Genomic DNA, 22,439 nt, shown 5'->3' on the forward strand with positions numbered 1-22,439 from the left:
CTCAAGGCCAGCAGTGCTGGCCTTGTTTTTATCAAGCGGCCAAGCTCTGCCAGCGCGGATTGCGCTGCAAATAATGCTTCACATAGCTGCAAATGGGCACCACTTTGTAGCCAGCTTGCTCAATTTCAGGCAGTACCGCTTCCATCAATACTTTACCGTATCCCTTACCTTGCAGGGCCTCTGGTACCTTAGTTGAGGTAATGTGCATCACCCCATCGACCAGTTGGTAAGCGAGTGTGGCATAGTACTCTCCCTCCAAATGCACGCTGTAACGTTGACTTTTCTCATCATGAGTGACGTTATTCACACTATTCCTCCAAAATTTCAGGTATTTATCATTGAACATGTTAATCCCCCTGAATAAAATTCCCAATCGAAATATGCGCGAATACCATTTGGGGCATACGCTTAGTGTATGCGAGAAGGCAGTGGCTCATCACTGCCAAATCTCTCGGGCTGCTCTATCAGGGATCACAACAATAAATGACGTTATCTATGGCGAGAATTCAAGGACGTAGTCCGTCGGTACAACAGAGCAATCAAACGCACAACGTATCCACTTTAAACAGTACGGACGCACTGGCGATGATTGAGCATGGCAGTGAAATGACGCTGAACGTCACCACACCTGTCGGTATCAAGTTTCTAACCACAACTAAGTTCATTGGTTCGCACTCTAACAATGCGATATTAATCGAAGTGCCACAGATCTCGGATGAAGATCTGCGTTTCTATTTTCAAGCGGGCTTTTGGATCAATATCAAAGCGCTTTCGCATCGCGGTGAAGGGGCGATCATTCAGTTTCGCAGCCAAATTTCCTACCGCTTGGGCGATCCATTCCCGCTGCTGGTGCTGAGTGTGCCCAGCACCATGCAAGTGTCGCAGCTGCGCAAAGAGATCCGCTATGAGGTGAACCTTAGCGCGAAAGCCTATTTGGGCGAGATTGGCGTGGATTGCGAAATACGCGATCTCTCCCGTGGCGGCTGCCGATTTATTACCACACCGATGAGCCGCACTTTCCAAGTGGGCGAAGAAGTGTCGCTCGACATTGTCTTAGGTAAAAATGGCGGCGTGACGCTCGCCCCGCTCAAAGGCAAAGTGTGCAATTTGCAACGATCGACCCATTACGCTCGCTATGGGGTGGAATTCGATGACTACGGCAAAGTCAACGCCAAGAGCCTGCTCAGCCACCTCACTTTCGATGGCACCAAACTTAAGCTAAGAAGCTAGATGATAAAAAAACCGCCCAAACTTGTGGCGGTTTTTTGTTTTACAATACACGGATTTTACAGACGGAAGAAGCTTAACTGCTCTTTCTGTTTTTCGGCTAGATGCGAAAGCTCGGTGGAAACAAGCACCACCTCTTCTGAAACACACGTCAATTGTTCGACCGTGTGATACAAGTGGCGAATACGCCAGAGAAGACAAAGTAAAGGGCCACTTAGTGACCCTTGAAAGGCTTATTTGCGTAGTGCGTTGAGCTTCGCTTGGGCGATACCAAAGATGGTATCGATCGGGTAGCTGCCATCGTCGGTCGGCTCACCAGCCCGTTTGCCAGTGAAGATTTCAATCGCTTCGGTGACGTGTTCAATCGCCCAGATGTGAAACTCCCCTTTTTCTACTGCGCGCACAATATCCGGGCGCAGCATCAAATTATGCACGTTAGAGCGCGGGATGATCACACCTTGCTGCGGATGACGTCCTTTGATCACACACACATCAAAGAAACCTTCGATCTTCTCGTTCACCCCGCCAATTGGCTGCGATTCACCAAACTGGTTCATGGATCCGGTGATCGCAATGTCCTGACGATTTGGCTGTTTAGAAAATGCCGACGCCACCGCGCACAATTCCGCCATACTAGCGCTGTCGCCATCCACGCCACCGTATGATTGCTCAAAGGTAATCGTGGTGGTTAAGGGCACACGCGCATTGCGGCCGAACACCGACGAAAGATAAGCAGAGAGGATCATCACCCCTTTGGAGTGAATGCTGCCGCCGAGATCGACACTGCGTTCAATATCAATTACTTCGCCATCACCATAGCAAGTAGTGGCTGTAATGCGGTTGGGGGCGCCAAACGCATGGTCACCGGTGCTGATCACAGACAACGCGTTGACCTGACCGACCGCTTTCCCTTCGGTGTGGATCAAGGTGGTGCCATTGATAAAGCCTTCCATCACTATGTCTTTTAAGCGGCTCACACGCATCTCTTGATTACTCAGCGCCTCTTCCACATGACCGATGCGGATCATGTTGGAATTGGACTGCTTCGCCACGTAGTTCGACTCACGTAGCAGATTGGCGATGTGCGCCGAATGCAGGGAAAGTTTGCCCTGATCAGCGACGATGCGCGAGCTGTGCTCAATGATGCGTGCAATGGCTTTTTTATCGCAATGCAGCATGTTGTTGTCATGCACCACGCTGGAGATAAAACGCGCGTAGTGCAACTCGGATTCCGGAGTGCGCTTCATCTCGTCTTCGAAATCGGCGGTGACACGAAACAGTTCGCTAAACTCAGGATCGTAGTGTTGCAGCAGTTGATATGTGCGATAGTCACCAAACAAAATGATCTTAATATCCAGTGGGATAGGCTCGGGATCGAGCGATACCGCGCCAGTCAGCGTGACCTCTTTTTCCAGCGACGTAAAACTGAGGTGGCGTGAGCGCAGCGCCCGTTTTAGGCCATCCCAAACGTAAGGCTGCTCGAGCACTTTTTGCGCATCCATCAGCAGCACGCCGCCATTCGCTTTGTGCAAACTGCCTGCGCGAATCAGCGAAAAGTCGGTAAACACTGTGCCTTTAAAGGTCGCGGTTTCAATCGAGCCAAACAGAGTGTGATAGTTAGGCGTCTCTTCCACCACAATAGGAAACTCGTCGGTTTTGCGGCTGACTAGCACGTTCACTTTGTAACGACGTGGCAATCTTTTATCCAACGCAGCCGAAGCGATCTCCCCTTGCTCACCGCTCTCTTCCAAAAAGATGTCAGCATTCTCAATGATGTCTTTTTGCAGCTCGGTGAGATAGGTTTTGATCTCCGAATATTGTGAATAGTCGAGTTTGAGTTGCTTGATAAAGTGGGTGATCACATCACGCGTCACATCATCATTGAGCTTTTTGATCTTCTCAGTGTACGCCTCTTCCCACTCGGTAAGCTGGCGCACCATGGAGCGTAAACTCACTTCAAGCTCATCAATGCTGGCCCCAAAGCTCTCTTGTTCTTTGCGACTCAGCGCATCAAAGGTTTCTTCGGTATGCAGCTCTTCACCATTCATCGCGACAAACTGATAATCGCCCTGCGTGGTAATCGTAAGGCTGATGCCTTTCTCTTTGGCATCTTTTGAGATGCGTTCCAGCTCCGCTTCTTGCTTTTGCACCAGCTGATTTTTCAATTTGTCGGCGCGGCTGAAGTACATTTCATTGTCAAACGCCAAAGGCATCGCATTGACCAGCTTGGTCATCAGCTTTTCGATGTCGTTACGAAAGCGCACCCCGACCCCCTGGGGAAGTTTAAGCACTTTGGGCGTGCGGATATCTTCAAAATTCGCCACATAGCACCAATCGTATAGCGAGCTGGCATCATGAGGATGACGATTGAGGTAGCGCAGAATCATGGTGCGTTTACCCAAACCGTTCTGACCGATGGCGTAAATGTTGTAGCCTTTCTCCTTGATCGACATCGCGAACTCGACCGCTTTTTGCGCGCGCTCTTGTCCGACAATCTCATCGATCGGTGTCAACTCTTTGGTTGACTTACATGGCAGTTGTTCTAATTCAGCCACAGAGTAAAGTTGGTCTGCGGTTAGTCTTTGAATCGCCATACCTGCCTCCTTGTTCTTGTTGTTGTCTGGTTACCCTAAGCCCGAACAATGCGGTCATTGAGCGTTCTGTCGAGATGGTTGGGCGTATCTAGCATCACAGTACATCAAGTCTAGTTGGATTTAATAGGATTTTTAGTGACTTAACCTACAGCCGCGCACAACTGGACATATTTCCACCAGCTTGGCTCCTAGTCCATGCTTTTGATACTCACTTGCATTTGATAATAATTTTCATTTAAACTTATGGAAATTATTTTGCTGAGGATTGAGACAGTGGATGTGGAACAATGTTGGTTGCGCTACCTCAAAGCGCAAGAGCTGATGGAACAAGGCCACTGGCCGGAAGCGCACCATTTGTATAACGATGTGCTTTCACATCTGCCCATGCATATTCAATCTGCAACCGAGGCCTGTTCACTCAAGCCCTGCCAATTTGCTTGCCTGCTCAGCGGCCTGCGCGACGCTAGTATCGCGCAATCTGAAATTTATAACCGCATGGGGTTACATCACGACGCTTTCGCCACCCTTAATCAAACCTATGCGCTGTTTCAGTTCCTCGCTTTGGAATCGGGCGAGTTGATTAACCGATTACGCTCCACTCTAGTTCAGCATACCGACGCGCTGCTCTCCTACATGGCCGCTTTCTGCCGTGCACAGCGCAACGCGCACTGGATGCTGGAGTTGGAACATGTCAGCCGCGCTCATGCCCAGTTTTCGGCGCTCCATCATTACTCAGGGGCTGCTCAAGTGGCCAGAGTGCTCAATTAAGACAAGGAATTTCAATGTCATCGCAACCCATTCTCACGGTAGAGAATCTCTCCGTCAGCTTTACCACCAACGACGGTATCGTGGATGCAGTAAAAAAAGTTACTTTCCAGCTCAACGCAGGGGAAACGCTGTCGATTGTCGGCGAATCTGGTTCAGGAAAATCGGTCTCTTCCAGCGCCTTAATGAAGCTGTTGCCTAACAACGCCATCATCCATCCAGACTCTTTGATTGTTTTTGAAGGTCAATCGATCTTAGAAAAAAGCGAAAAAGAGATGCGCGCCATTCGCGGCGATCGCATCGGCATGATTTTCCAAGAGCCGATGACTTCGCTCAACCCTTATTTGCGCGTCGGCATTCAAGTCGCCGAAGCGATCATGTGCCATCGCGCCGTTTCGCCCAAGCAAGCCAAACAGAGAGTACTGGAACTGTTTAATCTGGTGCATTTGCCTAACCCACAGCAAGCGTATAAGAAGTTTCCCCACGAATTTTCTGGTGGTCAATTGCAGCGTATTATGATCGCCATGGCACTGATCAACGAACCCGATATTTTGATTGCCGATGAACCCACCACGGCGCTGGATGTGACGGTACAGGCGGAAGTGCTGCAACTTATCAAAGAGATCCAAGCCAAAATGGGCATGGCGATATTATTCATCACCCACGATCTTGGTGTAGTGAAACACTTTGCTGACCGCGTACTGGTGATGTGCAAAGGTGAAGTGGTGGAACAAGGTGAGACGGCGACGCTGTTTGAAAATCCGCAACACGATTACACCAAGATGCTGATCAACGCTATCCCTAAAGGCAGCAAAATCGCGCTGGATGAGCGAGCGCCCATGCTACTCAAAGCCGAAGATATTCGAGTGCAGTTTCTCACCAAACCTCACTTCATCCCTAGCCGCTGTGAGTATTTTGAGGCAGTCAAAGGCATTTCGCTGCAACTCAAACGCGGTGAAACCTTGGGGATTGTTGGCGAGTCCGGTTCGGGGAAATCGACCTTAGGCCGCGCTTTAATTGGCCTACTGCCTTGCACTGGACACATTGAATTTCAGGGTAACGATCTCCATCAGATAAGCGCCAAGCAACGTTTTGAGCTGAAGAAAGAGATGCAAATGGTGTTTCAAGATCCCTACGGATCGTTATCACCACGCATGACGGTGGGCGAGATCATCACCGAAGCGCTCACCGTACATCGTCCCCAAATGAGCAAAGCCGAGCGGATGCAACGAGCCCGTGAAGCGCTCAAAGAGGTACGCTTGGAGCCAAACGCGATTAACCGCTACCCGCACGAGTTCTCTGGTGGTCAGCGTCAGCGCATTGCCATTGCCCGCGCCTTGATCCTTGAACCGTCGTTTATTTTGCTCGATGAACCGACCTCAGCACTCGATCGCTCGGTGCAGTTAACCGTGATTGATCTGCTCAAAGATTTGCAGCAAAAACACAATATCGGTTATCTGTTTATCAGCCACGATCTGTCGGTAGTTAAAGCGCTTTCAGATCGCGTGTTGGTGATGCAAAAAGGCGAAGTGATGGAACAAGGAAGTGCCGAGGCGATTTTCCATCATCCACAAAGCGATTACACCAAGAAGCTGATCAGCGCCTCATTTGATCTCGATAGCCAACTCAAGGTGGAGGAAGTGGCCTAGCGTCATCTGTTTGTCGTAATTACACGCTAGTCTTCAAAACAGCAGAATAAATAACAACGTCAGTCATCGTTACAACAAGCAAAAAAACAGAAGTATTAAAAAGTAGGTATAGCTACCTTCGGCATGGCCGCCGACCCGTCAGTTGTCTCAGGCTTAACAGACGCTGACAAAAATGCCGCGACACTGTCGCGGCATTTTCACTTTCTCGCGGGTTTAAGCTGGGCTTAACTCTCGGATCCCCATGTTGAACAGAGTGAAGGCGTATAGGTCTGTCGACAGATCGATCATCTTACTCATTGGCATTCCCGCACCATGTCCCGCATTGACATCAATACGGATCAGAACAGGATTCTCTCCCGCCTGCTTTTGCTGTAGTTGGGCGATAAACTTGTAGGAGTGGGCAGGCACAACGCGATCATCGTGATCAGCGGTGGTCACCAAAGTCGCTGGGTAATGCACGCCCTCTCGCACATTGTGCACCGGTGAGTACCCCAGCAGATAGCGGAACATCTCTTCACTTTGCGCCGAAGTACCGTAGTCATATTTCCAACCTTCACCAGCAGTAAAGGTGTGATAGCGCAACATATCCAACACCCCCACCGCAGGCAGTGCGACTTTAAACAGCTCGGGCCTCTGCGTCATACACGCGCCGACCAACAAGCCACCGTTGGAGCCGCCGCGAATTGCTAAGTGCTCACTGTCAGTGTACTGCTGTTCAATCAAGTATTCGGCCGCAGCGATGAAGTCATCAAACACGTTTTGCTTTTGCATTTGCGTGCCGGCGTTGTGCCACGCTTTACCATATTCACCGCCGCCACGTAAGTTGGCCACCGCGTACACGCCGCCCAGTTCCAGCCAGCTTGCCACCATACCGGAAAACGCAGGCGTGAGGCTGACATCAAAACCACCGTAACCATAAAGGATGGTCGGGTTTTTCCCGTTGAGCTGAATATCTTTTTTGTAAGAGATAATCATCGGGATCAAGGTGCCATCTTTTGAGGGGTAGAACACCTGCTCAGAAACAAAATCCTCGCGCTTAAATGGCGCGCTCGATTCGCGATACACCACCGATTCGCCACTGTGTACATCCAAGGCAAAAATGGTCGGCGGCGTCACGTAGTTGGTGAAGGTGTAATAGAGCGTTGATTGCGACTTTTTCCCTTCCAGACCGCTCGCGCTGCCTTCGCCGGGTAGCTGGATCTCTCGGATCAGCTCGCCTTGGTAGCTGTACTGCACCACTTTCGACAGCACATCGACCATGTAAGTGGCAAACAGATAGCCGCCAGCTGCTACCACCTCTAAAGGCTGCTCTTGCTCGGCGATCACATCGCGCCACTCGCCGCTGGCTATATCCACTCTGACTACTTTGCCGTTAGGTGCATGTAAATTGGTGTAGAGGATAAAATGGCTGTCGGTTGCGTCGAGCAGCTCGGTGTCCGAGTCGACATGCTCCAGCAGCGTGAAGACTTGGCGCTCCTCGCTGTGCAGATCGATATAAAACAGCCGGTTACCTGAGGTTGACTCGCGGCCGCTAATCAGCAAATAGCGATCATCGTCTGTCGTTTGACCAGAGACATAGCGATGCACTTCGCCCTCATTTTCACCAAACACCAACACATCTTCTGATTGCGGGGTGCCGAGCTGATGATAATAGAGCTTGTGCTGCTCAGTGCGCGCCGAGAGCTCACTGCCTTGCGGCTTGTCGTAGCGAGAATAGTAGAAACCTTGGCTACCGAGCCACGCCACGCCGGTAAATTTCACATCGACCATTTCTGGTTCAATCTGCTCACCGGTTTGTGCATTGAGCACAAAAATCTTGCGCCAGTCACTGCCCCCTTCGGAAATGGTGTACGCCACCAGCGAATCATCTTTAGAAAAATAGACCTGATCTAACGAGGTGGTGCCATCTTGTGAAAAGCGGTTGGGATCGAGAAATACCTGCGCTTCATCCTGCTCGCCTTTACTGCGATACAACACGCTTTGGTTTTGCAGACCATCGTTTTTATAGAAGTAGGTATACTCGCCGCGCAGAAACGGCTGAGAGTATTTGGTGTAATTTTGGCTGGCCGCGATTCGCTCACGCAGCGCATTGCGAAACGGGATTTGCGCTAAGTAATCGAAGGTCACGGCGTTTTGCCGATCCACCCATTGTGCGGTTTCCTCGCTGCGATCGTCTTCCAACCAGCGATAAGGATCGGCGACTGGATGGCCAAAATAGTGTTCGATAAGCTCTTGTTTTCGTGTGTTTATATATTGCATAACGTCCCTGTGGTCTTTCTATGCTTGGAATGAAAGGAATCGCCAGCCATCGGCTATTCCTTGCTAATAAGAATAATTTTCACCCCTTAGTTCGGGGTGAGAGGCGACTTTTTCAAGGTTAAATTGGCAACAATCCTCGAAATGCTGAATAGATCGCAGTTCAGAAATAGTGCGAGATGGTGAGATAGCGCGCGCGAATGTGTTCAATTAACAGGCGGACTTTGTTCGGTGGTTGACGCGTAAATGGATAGACGGCGTAGATACCAAGCTTTTTACCCACTTGCTCTGGAAAAATATCCACCAGCTGGCCGTTGCGAAAATCGTGGTAGACCAAACAACGTGGCACATAAGCGATACCGTGGCCACCGAGCGCCGCTTTGCGCAGTGCGGTGGCGTTGTCTGTGGAAAAACAGCCAGAGACTTTGACAATGTAGTTGCCTTTGCTGCCTTTAAACTCCCAATCTGACGCGCCCGTGGTTTGATAGGCGTATTGCAGACAGTTGTGGTTGGTCAAATCATCCGGTTTGATCGGTTTACCATGCTTGGCGATATACGAGGGTGAGGCGCACACCACCCACTGCGAGTCGAGAATGTGACGCGCGATCAGACTGGAATCTTCCAAATAGCCTGTGCGGATCACCAGATCGTATCCTCCAGCGACTAAGTCAACAAAGCGGTTGTCCAGCGACATGTCAACGGTCAGCCCCGGATGCAGGTTGCAAAACTCAGCCACCGCGTCGGCTAAAATCAGATCGCCCGAGATGGTCGGCACCGACATTTTGATGTGGCCGCGGACGTTTTCGCCGAAACCGGAAATCGCGTCCATCGCTTCCATCGTGGCTTGCTTCACATTTTTAGCACTGTGTAACAACGCCTTGCCTGCTTCGGTTAACGTCAATTTTCGCGTGGTTCGATACAATAGCTGCACGCCTATCTCTTCTTCCAGTCTGGCAATTCTTTTACTAACTACTGAATTTGTAAGGCCATTTTCTTCCGCCACCTTACTAAAATTGCCCTGTTCTACCACTTGGCAAAACAAAATTAGGTCATCTGCTCGCATCTTATTATGTGATTTTTGGAAATAATGAATTTCATTATTTCCCTATATCAATAAAAAATAAAGGGGTAAATTCACCACAAATTAACAACCCCATTACAAAAACAATAAAGGATTTTCAAGATTTCAGCCGAACTCGCCTGAGATTGGAAAGTCAGAGTACGAGGAAGTACCCATGAGTGAAACCATACTTGCCTTGGTGGCCTTTTCGCCGATTGTCGTCGCCGCCATCCTACTTGTTGGCCTTAACTGGCCAGCCAAAAAAGCCATGCCAGTCGCCTTTGGCCTGACCGTTATCATTGCCCTATTCTTCTGGGATATGTCCGGTACACGCGTGCTGGCGTCTATCCTACAAGGGCTTGGCATCACAGTGTCGGTGCTGTGGATTGTGTTTGGCGCCATTTTCCTGCTCAACACCTTAAAACACACGGGTGCCATCACCACCATACGTAACGGCTTTACCGACATCTCCGCTGACCGGCGCGTCCAAGCCATCATCATCGCTTGGTGTTTTGGCTCTTTCATTGAAGGCGCATCCGGATTCGGCACGCCCGCGGCGATCGCAGCTCCGCTGCTGGTAGCGATAGGCTTTCCGGCGCTCGCGGCGGTGTTAATGGGGATGATGATCCAATCGACACCCGTCTCTTTTGGCGCAGTCGGTACGCCGATCATCGTCGGTGTCAACAAAGGCCTCGATACTCACAACATCACTGAAAGCCTGCTCGCCCACGGTTCAAGCTGGGATATCTACCTACAGCAAATCACGTCAAGCGTCGCGCTTATTCACGCCGCCGTTGGCACGGTAATGCCAGTGCTGATGGCCATGATGCTAACCCGCTTTTTTGGCAAGAATCGCAGTTGGAGCGAAGGCTTGGACATTCTGCCTTTCGCCCTGTTTGCTGGCTTGGCGTTTACCGTGCCTTACGCGCTGACTGGTGTGTTCCTTGGCCCAGAGTTTCCGTCTCTGATCGGTGGTTTGCTTGGCCTAGCCATCGTGGTTACTGCGGCAAAAAAAGGCTTTTTGGTCCCTAAAAGTCAATGGGATTTTGAAGCGGAAGATAAATGGCCAGCGGAGTGGTTGGGTTCACTAAAAATCGACCTTGAAGAGGTCAAAGGCAAACCGATGAGTTTAGCCAAAGCGTGGACACCTTACGTGCTACTGGCGGTGATTTTGGTCGCCAGCCGTGTCAGCTCAGAGTTCAAAGCATTTTTGACCAGTGTCAGCATCAGCTCTGGCAACATTCTCGGTGAAACAGGCATCACTACCGCGTTTCAGCCACTCTATCTGCCGGGTGGGATCTTAGTCTTCGTCGCACTGTTGGCCGTGCTTATCCAATCGGGCAGTGTAAAACCGATGGCGAAAGCGTTCGGTGAATCAAGCAAAACCTTGGTTGGTGCTGGCTTTGTTCTGGTCTTCACTATCCCGATGGTACGTATTTTTATCAACTCAGGGGTTAACGCTGCGGATTTGGCCAGTATGCCCGTCACTACCGCGAACTTTGCTGCGGACTTAGTCGGCTCGGCGTTTCCGGCACTGAGTGCGACCGTCGGTGCACTGGGCGCGTTTATCGCCGGCTCCAACACTGTCTCTAACATGATGTTCAGCCAGTTCCAATTTGAAGTGGCGCAAACCCTGACCATTTCCAGTGCCGTTGTGGTGGCGCTACAAGCGGTGGGCGCTGCCGCAGGCAACATGATCGCCATTCATAACGTGGTCGCTGCGTCTGCGACTGTCGGCCTGCTTGGGCGTGAAGGTGCGACACTGCGCAAGACCATTATTCCCACGTTCTACTATCTTGTGATGACAGGCATCATAGGTTTGGTGTTGATTTATGGTTTGCAACTGACCGACGCCCTGATGATTCCATAACCACCATGTCACTGCACGGCATCGCGCGCCACATTGATTCGGCGCGCATGCTTGGCAAGCTTACTTCAGATGTCGACTGCGACTTGTCGCGCAGTCAGTGAAAGCGGATTGAGCAGTGTAACACGCTCAAATCGCGCCCTTAGATTGACAGCTAGGAACCCAATATGATTATTTCTGCTTCGACCGATTACCGCGCTGCGGCAAAAGCCAAATTGCCTCCGTTTCTTTTTCATTACATTGATGGCGGCTCTTACGACGAGCGCACGCTCAAACGCAACACCGATGACCTCGGCGACGTCGCACTGCGCCAACGCGTACTGCGCGACATGGCTGATCTCAGCTTAGAAACAGAAATTTTTGGTGAAAAATTGGCGATGCCTATCGCGCTTGCCCCTGTAGGTTTAACCGGCATGTACGCGCGGCGCGGCGAAGTGCAAGCAGCGAAAGCGGCGGAGAAGAAAGGCATTCCGTTTACCATGTCGACCGTTTCCGTCTGCCCGATTGAAGAGGTCGCTCCCGCCATTCAACGCCCAATGTGGTTTCAGCTTTACGTGCTCAAAGATCGCGGCTTTATGAAAAACGTGCTTGAGCGCGCCAAAGCCGCAGGCGTAACCACACTGGTGTTCACGGTTGATATGCCAGTACCGGGCGCGCGTTATCGCGACATGCACTCTGGCATGAGCGGCCCAAATGCGGCGATGCGTCGCGTGTTTCAATCTATGCTGCACCCAAGCTGGGCGCTGGACGTTGGTTTGCTGGGCAAACCGCACGATCTGGGCAATATTTCCACCTATCGCGGCACGCCAACTAAGCTGGAAGATTACATCGGTTGGCTGGGGGCAAACTTCGACCCTTCAATCTCGTGGCAAGATCTCGAGTGGATTCGTGACTTCTGGGATGGGCCGATGGTGATTAAAGGCATCTTAGATCAAGAAGACGCAAAAGACGCGGTTCGCTTTGGTGCCGACGGCATTGTGGTGTCGAACCACGGTGGCCGCCAGCTGGACGGTGTCTTATCGACCGCCAAAGCGCTGCCAGGGATTGCCGATGCCGTCAAAGGCGACCTGAAAATCTTCGTCGATTCAGGCATCCGTACTGGCCTAGATGTGGTGCGTATGCTGGCGCTTGGCGCCGATTGCACTTTGCTTGGTCGCTCGTTTGTTTACGCACTGGCGGCGCAAGGCGGTGCTGGAGTTGAGAACCTGCTGGATCTCTATGCTAAAGAGATGCGCGTTGCGATGACGCTCACAGGGGCGAAGACCATTAGCGATCTTTCGCGCGATTCTCTGGTAAAAATGCCTTAAGCGATTGATATAAGAAATGGTGCTGGAAAACGTGAGCCCAGCACCGCAGCCATTTCAACCATAAAAGCACATCGGCTGCACTGAAGAAGGAAGCAATGATGGCTAACACCCTTTCCAACGCCACTTATCAACAACTCGAAACGCTATTTGCGACACGCATTGAGCCAAAGAGAATCATCACTCAAGAAGCCAAGCGCCTCGCTTACGGCACCGATGCCAGTTTTTATCGCTTGATCCCCAAGATTGTTCTGCGACTCAAAGATCTCGACGAAGTGATTTTCGCCATTCAAAGTTGCCGCGAACTGGGCGTGCACTGCACCTTTCGCGCCGCTGGTACCAGTTTGTCTGGACAGGCAGTCTCTGACTCCGTGCTCATTACCCTAACCGACGACTGGCGCGGCCATGAAATTATCGACAATGGCCATAAGATCACTCTGCAACCCGGCGTGATCGGCGCAGATGCCAACAAATACCTTGCACCTTTCCAGCGCAAGATCGGCCCAGATCCCGCCTCAATCAATACCTGCAAAATCGGCGGCATAGCGGCCAATAATGCCAGCGGCATGTGCTGCGGCACCGCGCAAAACTCTTACCGCACCGTGGATAGTATGAAGATTGTGTTTAGTGATGGCACCGTACTGAACACCGCAGATCAAGCCAGCATCGCGGCCTTTATGCAAAGCCACGCTTCGCTCCTCTCCGGCATCGAAGCACTTTGCCAGCAAGTGGCTGATAATAAAGAATTATCAGATAAAATTAAGCACAAATATCGTCTTAAAAATACCACAGGTTACGCTCTTAATGCCCTGGTGGATTACCAAGATCCGATTGAAGTGATTGAACACCTGATGATTGGCTCAGAAGGCACTTTAGGTTTTATTGCGGAAATTACCTACAACACTGTGATTGAGCACCCCAATAAAGCCTCGGCATTGTTGGTCTTTGCCAGCATCGAAGAAGCGTGTCGCGCCGTGACCACATTATCTAAGTTGCCCGTGGCCGCTGTGGAACTGATGGATGGCCGCGCGCTGCGCTCTGTTGCCGACAAAGCGGGCATGCCGAGCTTTATTCCATCGTTGGATCTCGAAGCCGCTGCTATTTTGGTTGAGTCTCATGCAAGCGGCCAAACCACGTTAGATTTACAATGTAAATCTGTGATGGATGCACTAACAGAGTACACCATTATTGAGTCGGTGCCCTTCACCAGCGATGCTGCAATCGTTGCGACACTGTGGGGGATTCGCAAAGGGATGTTCCCTGCCGTGGGCGCGGTGCGCGAAGTCGGCACCACGGTGATCATCGAAGACGTTGCTTTTCCAGTGGAAAACTTAGCCAACGGCGTGCGTGACTTACAAGCCTTGTTTGATCGCTTCCAATACAGTGAAGCGATCATTTTCGGCCATGCGCTCGAAGGCAACTTGCACTTTGTATTCACTCAAGGGTTTGATAGCCAAACAGAAATTGACCGCTACGGCAAGTTTATGGATGAGGTTGCAGAGCTCGTCGCAGTCAAGTATCAAGGCTCGCTTAAAGCGGAACATGGTACAGGCCGTAATATGGCCCCCTATGTCGAGCTAGAGTGGGGCCGTGAGGGCTACCAGTTGATGCAGCAGATCAAAGCACTGTTCGATCCGCAGGGCCTGCTCAATCCTGGGGTCATCATCAATGATAATCCCCATTCGCACATCGAAAACCTCAAACCCATGCCAGCCGCTGATCCTTTGGTCGACCGTTGTATCGAATGCGGCTTTTGTGAACCAGTTTGCCCATCGCGTACGCTCACGCTGTCGCCGCGTCAACGGATCGTATTGTATCGTGAGCTGCAACGACGTGAACGAGCAGGCGAAGATATTCAAGCGTCGGATTTAAAGAAAGTCTTTGACTATCAAGGCATTGACACGTGCGCGGCAACCGGATTGTGTGCCGATCGCTGCCCAGTTGGCATTAATACTGGCGATTTGGTGAAAAAACTTCGTATCGCCAAATATGAGAAATTTACGCCGATCGCCAAATGGACGGCGGAGCATTTTTCCACCACCACCGCATTGGCGCGCACTGGTCTCAAAGCCAACCAGATCGCCACTAAGGCGCTCGGCGCAAAAACGGTCGGTAAACTGACCAACGGACTGCGCTCGCTTTCCAAAGGGACCACGCCTATTTGGTTTGCAGAATATCCGCAGGCCAATACGCATGACTTAGGTAAAGTCCCACTGGCGCAGCGCTGCGACGAGAAGAAAGTGGTTTACATGCCCTCTTGTGCCAGCCGTAACATGGGGCAACAGAGCAGCGCGGCAGATCAACGGCCACTGACCGAAGTGACATTGTCACTCATAAGCAAGGCGGGATACGAAGTGATCATCCCTGCGCAATTGAGCAATCAATGTTGTGGCATGCCATACGACAGCAAAGGGATGAACGAATTAGCCACAAACAAAGCTAAACAGTTGGAAGAAGTGCTGTGGCAAGCTAGCCGAGAAGGAACCTATCCGGTGCTGATGGATACCAGCCCTTGCGCCAAACGCAGTATTGAGCAGTTTAGCAAGCCGCTGGAAGTGCTTGAGCCTACGGGTTTTGTGCGCAAGTATCTGCTGGAGCATCTGCACATTACTCCGCTCAACGAAACCGTCATGTTGCACGTCACGTGCAGTTCACGCCGCATGGGACTAGAAAACGACATGTTGGCACTGGCCAAAACCTGCACCAGCCAAGTGATCGTGCCTGAGCATATTCAGTGTTGCGGCTGGGCTGGCGACAAAGGGTTTACTACGCCAGAACTCAACGCCGCCGCGGTTCATCCGCTCAAAGCACAAGTGCCAAACGATTGCACTCGCGGTTTTAGTAACAGTCGCACCTGTGAAATTGGTTTGTCGCATCACAGCGGCATTCCTTACCAATCCATTTTGTATTTGGTCGACGAAGTCTCTTCCCCGAGAGGCTAACGTTGTTTTCCCCCTTGGCCCTGTTTAGGGCCATTTTTTGTTGTTCGCAATTTCATATTGAGGTGGGCATACTAGGCCGAATTGGAAACTGAGCAAATCAGATGGAACAAAGGCCATGACCGAATCGCAGCAACTGATCGCTGAACTGAAAACCCAACTGAAATTACGTGGTGTGCACTATGCCGACATCGCCACCGCCTTAGATCTGAGTGAAGGCTCAGTGAAACGCTTGCTGGCAGAGGGCAACAACATCAGCTTGGCGCGTTTGGAACGTATATGCCAGCTTATCGACTTAGAGATGAGTGAGTTGTTTAAGCTCGCCTATGCGCAAAAACAGGGGCTGACCGCGCTCAGTTATCAACAGGAGAAAGAGCTGATTGACGACAAAGCATTGCTACTGGTCGCGGTGTGCGTCGTGAATGGCTACACCTTTAAACAGATCGCCGAACAGTACCAATTCAGTGAACCGGATCTAATACAAAAGTGCGTGCAACTCGATCGTCTTGGTATCATCGAACTGCAACCCAACAACCGCTTTAAATTGAAGATCGCCAAGCAGTTTGCCTGGATTGCCGGTGGCCCCATTCAATCGTTTTTCCAGCAGCAAGTGCAACACGCCTTTTTCAACAGCTTTTTTTCCGCAGAGGATGAGAAGCTGGTGATGGCGACGGGTTTGATGTCGTTACCCAGCAACCAGAAAATGCAGCAGAAAATGCAAAAACTGGTCAGCGAATTCTACGCCACCTGCCAAAGTGACAATGAACTGGATATCAAAGATCGTCACGGGACATCATTGGTGCTCGCGATTCGCCGCTGGACTTTTCCGCTGTTCGCCGAGCGAGAAGCAAACGCGACCCAGCGTAAAAAGTAACATTAGATTGCATATCGAGTAACAATATACGTTACTTATAACGCCGTTCTCGCGCCTAAATGGGATTTGCTGCACTCTGCCAGCCATTGGAACCTGGTTAAGCCACGCACTCATGGAGGCTACAATGTTATTTTCTCGTCGATTTTTTCCTTACTTTTGCACCCAATGTTTGGGCGCTTTGAATGACAATGTCTATAAAAATATCTTGCTGCTGATGGTCACTTACAGCCAGCTCGATAGCTTGCCAATGCCTGTCGATCTATTTGTCAACTTGGCTGCGGGTCTGTTCATTCTGCCCTTTTTACTCTTTTCTGCGCATGCTGGGCAAATCGCCGATCACATGGACAAAGCACGCCTGATCCGCCGTTTGAAAATCGCCGAATTCTTTATCATGGGCTGCGCGGCCGTGGCTATTTTGACGCAAAGCCCTATCGCCATGCTGGTGCTGCTCTTTCTCACGGGTACCCAGTCGGCGTACTTCGGCCCAGTGAAATACTCTCTGCTGCCGCAAGCGTTGCAACCTCGTGAGCTGGTCAAAGGCAACGCTTGGGTCGAAATGGGCACCTTTATCTCGATTCTTGCAGGTACTCTAACCGCCGGATTACTCATCGCGCTCGACAACGGGCTACCGATTGCCGCAGGGCTCGTGCTCGTTTTGTCACTAATTGGGGTGTTCACCAGCCGTTTGATCCCTTCTTTACCTGCCAGTACTGCGGGCAAGGGAAGCTTCCAGCCAATTTCTGCCTTAATCACCACACTCAAAACCAGCCAGCGTAATCGCGGCATCTGGATGGCAATCCTCGCCATCAGTTGGTTTTGGTTTCTGGGCGCAACTTATCTAACTCAGTTCCCTAACTTTGCGAAAATCCACTTGCACGCCGACAGTACTGTGGTCTCGCTGCTGCTGGCCCTCTTTTCTATCGGCATTGCCGCTGGCTCTTGGCTGTGTGAAAAGCTCTCTTTTGATCAAGTCGAACTCGGTATTTTGCCCTTTGGCATTGCTGGTTTAACGCTGTTTGGCATTGACTTGCTGCTTGCTCTTCCGCAAAGCCAACCGTTGACTGATTCATACTGGCAAGCAGGAGCATTTATCGCTCAGTCTGAACACTGGCGAGTTATGTTTGATCTCTTCATGGTTGGCCTTAGTGGCGGCCTGTTCGTTGTGCCACTGTATGCTTTTATCCAATCACGCGCCGAGCATGGGAAATGTGCGCAAGCAATCGCCGCCAACAACATCATGAATTCGCTGTTTATGGTCGCGTCAGCCGCGTTGGCCATCCTCCTTTTAACGGTGCTCGGGCTCTCTATCGTCCAGTTGTTTGCTCTGCTCGCGGTCGTCAATCTTATCGTGGCGGTATACGTTTATCGCCAAGTGCCTGAGTTTACGCAACGTTTTGTCAGCTACTTACTCAGCCATCTGATGTATCGCGTGACTATTCGTGGCCGAGAGTTGATCCCTCAGCAAGGAGCCGCCCTGCTGGTGGCGAACCACGTCAGTTACGTTGACGCGCTGATTCTGATGGGGGTGTCACCAAGGCCAGTTCGTTTTGTGATGGCGAAAGAGATCAGCGAAATACCACTGCTCAAACCTCTGTTCCGACACGCTGGCGTTATCCCTATCTGTTCGCCGAAAAAATGTCGTGACACCTATCAAAACGCTTTTCAGCAAATAGACCAAGCGCTCAACAATGGCGAAGTGGTGTGTCTTTTCCCTGAAGGTCGTTTGACCACCGACGGGTTGTTGGGTGAATTTCGCCCCGGAGTAGAAAAGATTTTACAACATAACCCAGTCAAGGTGATTCCAGTGGGTTTAGTCGGACTGTGGGGATCGTTTTTCAGTCATAAGAATGGATATGCTTGTACTAAGCGACCAAGCCGCTTCTGGTCAAAAGTCAGCGTCAACATTGGCGAGGTCGTGTCTGGTGATGTCACTGACCGTCACCAATTATTTCAGCAAGTACAAAACTTGCTTGCTCAAGCAGAGTCACAGTAACGGAATAAATCGCATGCGATACTCATCGCAGCCACGAAAGGAGTCGAGATGAAAATCATCATCTTACATGGGTTGTATATGCATGGCTTGGTCATGCAGCCACTTAGCCACCGCTTGCGAAAGCTGGGCTATCAAACGCAAACCCTGACCTACAACTCAGTCAAGATTGATGAGGAAAAAGTCTATCAAACGATCGATCAGGCGCTCGACCCCTTATCTCCCAACGTGTTAGTGGGTCATAGCCTCGGCGGGCTGATGATCAAACATTATCTTGCGTCGCGACAGCCTTCGATAGCCTGTATCTCCCATGTCGTAACCATAGGCTCGCCATTAAAAGGCGCATCCATTGCTGAGCGTATTAAAGAATTAGGTTTTGGTGCCATGCTTGGTAACGCGCCTAAGCACGGTTTGGATCTGCACGATGACCGTTGGCGATGGCCGCAAAAACTGGGCAGTATTGCGGGCACCCTGCCTTTGGGAGCAAGACCGCTGCTGCTAATGGACGATCACACCCTATCTGACGGCACTGTCACTGTCGAAGAGACCAAAATCGCTGGCATGACTGACCATTTCATGGCACGCAGTAGTCACACTGGCCTAATCTACAGTCGCTTCATTGCCAAGCAGATTGACCACTTCATTCGCTACTCCTGTTTCAAACACAACAAGAGTTGGGTTAAAAATCGCCATCTAAAATAGACAGCATCTATAAATCCCACCTTGCCTATGGCTATTACTATGAGATTTATATATCATCACGCCCACTATAAAACAGTGTTCAAAATCAGAGCACAGAAAGTGTTGTGGGTTGCCAGAAAAAAACAGCAAGCAACTCCTTAGACCAAAGACCAACTTAGTGGGAATAACAATGAAAATGAAAGCGATCGCGATCGCCATATTGAGCCTAGCCGCCGTGTCTGCAGCTCAAGCTGAGTCGAAAGTGTCAGGATTTTATGTTGGTGGTGGCGTGGGTTCTACCGATTTCGACAGCGATGAAAGTGTGGATGGCAAAGCCGATGGCAGCGCGCTAAAACTTAGCGCTGGCTATCAGTTTAACCGTATCGTGGGCATTGAGGCGCAATACAACAAATACGGTGATATTAAATTCACTAATCCCGTGAATACTTGGTCGCCTACGACATTGTCGATCAACGCTAACCTAGGATACAGCTTTGACAACGGCTTTCGCCCGTACGGTTTAATAGGTCTTTCAGCGCTTGACCTGAGTGAAACGACACAAACACTCGAAGACGATCAAGGTAGTGCAATCCATTTCGGCCTCGGTCTAGAATATGCGCCGCCAACACTGGATGGATTAGCGTTGCGCGTCGGATACGATACCGAGATCTTCGGTATCAGTACCACTTATGTGCAAAACAGTACTGTGGTCACCAAAGACGTGGCTTACAGCATCGGCGCGGTTTATGCAGGTGTCACTTACAAATTCTAACTGCCCAGCAGCAGAAAAAACGTCACGAGCCGGAGTCACACCACTCCGGTTTTTTTATCTTTATTATTTGAACGCATACTTTGCGACGGAACGTCGCGGAAAAAGAGATCAAGCGCTCAAAATCACAGCGAACAAGCGCTTAAATGGCGATAAATCAAGCAATTGAATTTTTTTCGCTTTACAAGCGAATCGCTTCCCCCTATTATCGCGGCCTACGGAGAGATGGCTGAGTGGTTGAAAGCACCGGTCTTGAAAACCGGCGTACGTTAATAGCGTACCTAGGGTTCAAATCCCTATCTCTCCGCCACTTTTGCACTGTTTAGCTTCTGCTAGATAGTTTGCCTCGATAGCTCAGTCGGTAGAGCAGAGGATTGAAAATCCTCGTGTCGGTGGTTCGATTCCGCCTCGAGGCACCATTTAAAATAGCTGGTGTTTTTTTGTTGAAAACCCCGGTCAGTCCTCTGGGCGAGCCCGTTATTCCGCCTCGAGGCACCATATGTCACTGGTGATTTGTAAAAAGCCCAGTTAGTGCCGAGCACTATACACGAATAGTTCCTCCTTAGCTCAGTCGGTAGAGCGACGGACTGTTAATCCGCAGGTCGCTGGTTCGAGCCCAGCAGGAGGAGCCACTTTTAGAAAGCCTTATCGCAAGATAAGGCTTTTTTTTATGCTTCAGCAATCGGGTAACCGCAAGTCAACGCCGACGTCAGCAGCTCTTGCTTGACCGCATTACCACATCCTTTATCCATCAATTCTCTGTCTTCCCCATGGCACTGCCATTTTTTCCCCGAGCGACGTTGCGTTTGACCACACCTTTCAGTCTAGGCCTCGGCTACGCTGCTTCAAGCGGACAGAGACAATTCCGATTCTTTCTTTTCCTGAGTTTTAAAGCGTTCTTCGTACGCATGCATAAAATCCTGGCGTATCAAGTGTTCCAGATGGGTCGCTTTATCGGTCGGGCAAAAGATCATGTAGTGCACAACTTGCTCACCAGCGGCGGTGGTCGTAATGTGGATGTGCGGTTCAGAGCCCGGTAAATCGACACCCGCATGCTTTTCAATCATGGCGTTGTAGCGGCGAGCCACGTCACTGAAATAGTGGCAGTGTTCTTCAATCTTTTCGGTTAAAAGAGGGATAAGCGGATACAAGTTGACGAACTCCGGCACCACAATGGAAAAATTGTGGTAAACGTAGCGCTTCATAAAATTGAGGTTTTTCACCGGGTAGGTAAAAAACATGCTGTTCGGCAACGTCGCGGTTTTTCCAGTAAAGTGATACTGGCCGTGGTGCAAATCGATCTCTTGAATCACGGTTGCCATCATATTGTGTTCGATCACTTCACCACAGATCTTGCCCACTTCTATCCAATCTCCGACGCGAAACGAGCGCGAACTCGCTCTTTGAATGGAGCCAGTAAAACAGAGGATAATCTCTTTCGAAGCGACCACGATTGCCACCGCAATTGCGGTGACAGAAAGAGCGAACTGGTTGATTTCCGCTTGCCAAAGGGTAAACAGAATAAGAAGTGTCGCAGCGAATGTGCCATTTTTAGTGCGCGACATCCAGTTACGCTGTTTTTGCGTGATTAACGCAGCATCACCGCGGATAATTGACAAAGTAAAACGACGAATCGCGATGACGAATAACACAATCAACACGGTAAAAACCAATTTGTGCTGCAAAAGAAAATCGACAACCAGCAGTACGTTCTCCACAAAATACCCCATAGAAAAAAGAGAACTCAATCCCTCAGTTTGCGTAGGCGCACACTCTATAAAACTGGTCGCCAGAGCGCAAACGGCGGCCACAAAAACGTTAACTCACCAGAGTTATTTACTGTTTGCTCAGACGGTACAGGTCAGCCATTTGCCCGGTAACGCGCTGCCCTTGTCTATCGAGCATGAAGAGGACATTTTCTCCGACGAAGAACTGATTCGGCGCATCTTCACCAGAAAGAATCACCACACTGCCGCGCTCATCCCAATGAAATCGGTCTTGCGAGATAAATTGCCCGCTTATTTCGCCAACATAACTGCGAATGAGCTGATAAGTACCATCTTGATTCAGTGTGAGAGAAACCTCAATGCCCTCGCAATCAGCACAAGGCAGTGTACCTTGGTAAGTGCCGTTCCAATCGAGCGAATTTCTCGCATTATGCGCGCTGTCAGCAACACTCATCTCTGGCTCACTTTTCGTGGCTTGGGCATCCGCACTAAGATTCTTGCTTGACTGACAACCAAACAGTAGTGAGGCAACTCCCAAGGCTACGATTACATTCAGTTTCATTTTCTCTCCTCAATTCGTTGCTTTCGCCTCATCTTAGCCCCTTTGCTAAGAAAAACAGCGTCGTTTAGCTATTATTGACTCAATATTGGCAAAACGGATTCTGGTTTAACCAGTAGGTCTGTCTGACAGATCGGCTTAAAACTATACAAAAGAGCAATAAAATAAATTTATATAC

At 50.3% G+C, this 22,439-nt stretch carries 16 protein-coding genes and 3 tRNA genes; 13 read left to right on the forward strand and 6 right to left on the reverse strand.

Going from position 1 to position 22,439, the window contains the following annotated elements; all coding sequences use genetic code 11:
• Positions 1-31: 31 nt before the first annotated feature.
• Positions 32-307, reverse strand: coding sequence for a GNAT family N-acetyltransferase (locus UF06_RS00300; protein ID WP_082069508.1), 276 nt, complete (start codon positions 305-307; stop codon positions 32-34).
• A gap of 188 nt (positions 308-495) precedes the next feature.
• Here UF06_RS00300 and UF06_RS00305 point away from each other — a divergent pair, with 188 nt between their 5' ends.
• Complete coding sequence (locus UF06_RS00305; RefSeq protein WP_226970788.1) at positions 496-1,230, forward strand: flagellar brake protein; 735 nt, start codon at positions 496-498, stop codon at positions 1,228-1,230.
• 230 nt (positions 1,231-1,460) lie between these two features.
• Here UF06_RS00305 and UF06_RS00310 read toward each other — a convergent pair whose 3' ends face one another.
• Entirely contained in the window at positions 1,461-3,821 is a 2,361-nt protein-coding gene (locus tag UF06_RS00310; RefSeq protein ID WP_045568657.1) for an ATP-binding protein, read from the reverse strand.
• A 273-nt stretch (positions 3,822-4,094) separates the two neighbouring features.
• On the opposite strand from UF06_RS00310, the gene UF06_RS00315 reads away from it, so the two are divergent.
• The gene (locus UF06_RS00315; RefSeq protein ID WP_045568658.1) at positions 4,095-4,589 is read left to right on the forward strand and encodes a hypothetical protein; all 495 of its coding nucleotides are present in this window, start codon (positions 4,095-4,097) and stop codon (positions 4,587-4,589) included.
• A 14-nt stretch (positions 4,590-4,603) separates the two neighbouring features.
• Positions 4,604-6,235 (forward strand): ABC transporter ATP-binding protein, encoded by a 1,632-nt coding sequence (locus tag UF06_RS00320; protein ID WP_045568659.1) that lies wholly within the window; start codon positions 4,604-4,606, stop codon positions 6,233-6,235.
• A gap of 213 nt (positions 6,236-6,448) precedes the next feature.
• Here UF06_RS00320 and UF06_RS00325 read toward each other — a convergent pair whose 3' ends face one another.
• The gene (locus UF06_RS00325) at positions 6,449-8,494 is read right to left on the reverse strand and encodes a prolyl oligopeptidase family serine peptidase (RefSeq protein WP_045568660.1); all 2,046 of its coding nucleotides are present in this window, start codon (positions 8,492-8,494) and stop codon (positions 6,449-6,451) included.
• Positions 8,495-8,654: 160 nt separating this feature from the next.
• On the reverse strand, positions 8,655-9,554 hold the full coding sequence (locus UF06_RS00330) for a LysR family transcriptional regulator (RefSeq protein ID WP_045568661.1): 900 nt from the start codon (positions 9,552-9,554) through the stop codon (positions 8,655-8,657).
• 172 nt (positions 9,555-9,726) lie between these two features.
• On the opposite strand from UF06_RS00330, the gene UF06_RS00335 reads away from it, so the two are divergent.
• From UF06_RS00335 to UF06_RS00380, 10 genes are all read left to right on the forward strand, one after another.
• The gene (locus tag UF06_RS00335; protein ID WP_045568662.1) at positions 9,727-11,421 is read left to right on the forward strand and encodes an L-lactate permease; all 1,695 of its coding nucleotides are present in this window, start codon (positions 9,727-9,729) and stop codon (positions 11,419-11,421) included.
• A gap of 164 nt (positions 11,422-11,585) precedes the next feature.
• Positions 11,586-12,725, forward strand: a complete 1,140-nt coding sequence (lldD, locus tag UF06_RS00340; RefSeq protein WP_045568663.1) for an FMN-dependent L-lactate dehydrogenase LldD — start codon at positions 11,586-11,588, stop codon at positions 12,723-12,725.
• A gap of 95 nt (positions 12,726-12,820) precedes the next feature.
• Complete coding sequence (locus tag UF06_RS00345; protein WP_045568664.1) at positions 12,821-15,664, forward strand: FAD-binding and (Fe-S)-binding domain-containing protein; 2,844 nt, start codon at positions 12,821-12,823, stop codon at positions 15,662-15,664.
• A gap of 115 nt (positions 15,665-15,779) precedes the next feature.
• A complete protein-coding gene (locus UF06_RS00350; protein ID WP_045568665.1) occupies positions 15,780-16,535 on the forward strand; it encodes a helix-turn-helix transcriptional regulator in 756 nt (251 codons plus the stop codon).
• 124 nt (positions 16,536-16,659) lie between these two features.
• The gene (locus UF06_RS00355; protein ID WP_045568666.1) at positions 16,660-18,528 is read left to right on the forward strand and encodes an MFS transporter; all 1,869 of its coding nucleotides are present in this window, start codon (positions 16,660-16,662) and stop codon (positions 18,526-18,528) included.
• Positions 18,529-18,576: 48 nt separating this feature from the next.
• Positions 18,577-19,227 carry a cob(I)alamin adenolsyltransferase/cobinamide ATP-dependent adenolsyltransferase gene (locus UF06_RS00360; protein ID WP_045568667.1) on the forward strand — a complete coding sequence of 217 codons (651 nt, stop codon included), beginning with the start codon at positions 18,577-18,579 and terminating at the stop codon, positions 19,225-19,227.
• A 169-nt stretch (positions 19,228-19,396) separates the two neighbouring features.
• A complete protein-coding gene (locus tag UF06_RS00365) occupies positions 19,397-19,978 on the forward strand; it encodes a porin family protein (RefSeq protein ID WP_045568668.1) in 582 nt (193 codons plus the stop codon).
• Between the two features lie 216 nt (positions 19,979-20,194).
• Positions 20,195-20,285 (forward strand) — tRNA-Ser (locus UF06_RS00370).
• A 33-nt stretch (positions 20,286-20,318) separates the two neighbouring features.
• A tRNA-Phe gene (locus UF06_RS00375) sits at positions 20,319-20,394 on the forward strand.
• A gap of 137 nt (positions 20,395-20,531) precedes the next feature.
• Positions 20,532-20,607 (forward strand) — tRNA-Asn (locus tag UF06_RS00380).
• A 213-nt stretch (positions 20,608-20,820) separates the two neighbouring features.
• On the opposite strand, the gene UF06_RS00385 is transcribed toward UF06_RS00380, so the two are convergent.
• Positions 20,821-21,693, reverse strand: a complete 873-nt coding sequence (locus UF06_RS00385; protein ID WP_045568788.1) for a mechanosensitive ion channel family protein — start codon at positions 21,691-21,693, stop codon at positions 20,821-20,823.
• A gap of 118 nt (positions 21,694-21,811) precedes the next feature.
• Positions 21,812-22,264, reverse strand: coding sequence for a copper resistance protein NlpE (locus tag UF06_RS00390; RefSeq protein ID WP_045568669.1), 453 nt, complete (start codon positions 22,262-22,264; stop codon positions 21,812-21,814).
• Between the last annotated feature and the right edge of the window lie 175 nt (positions 22,265-22,439).

This window comes from Vibrio sp. S234-5 (genome assembly GCF_000960595.1).
In the GTDB taxonomy this organism is placed as follows: Bacteria; Pseudomonadota; Gammaproteobacteria; order Enterobacterales; family Vibrionaceae; genus Vibrio.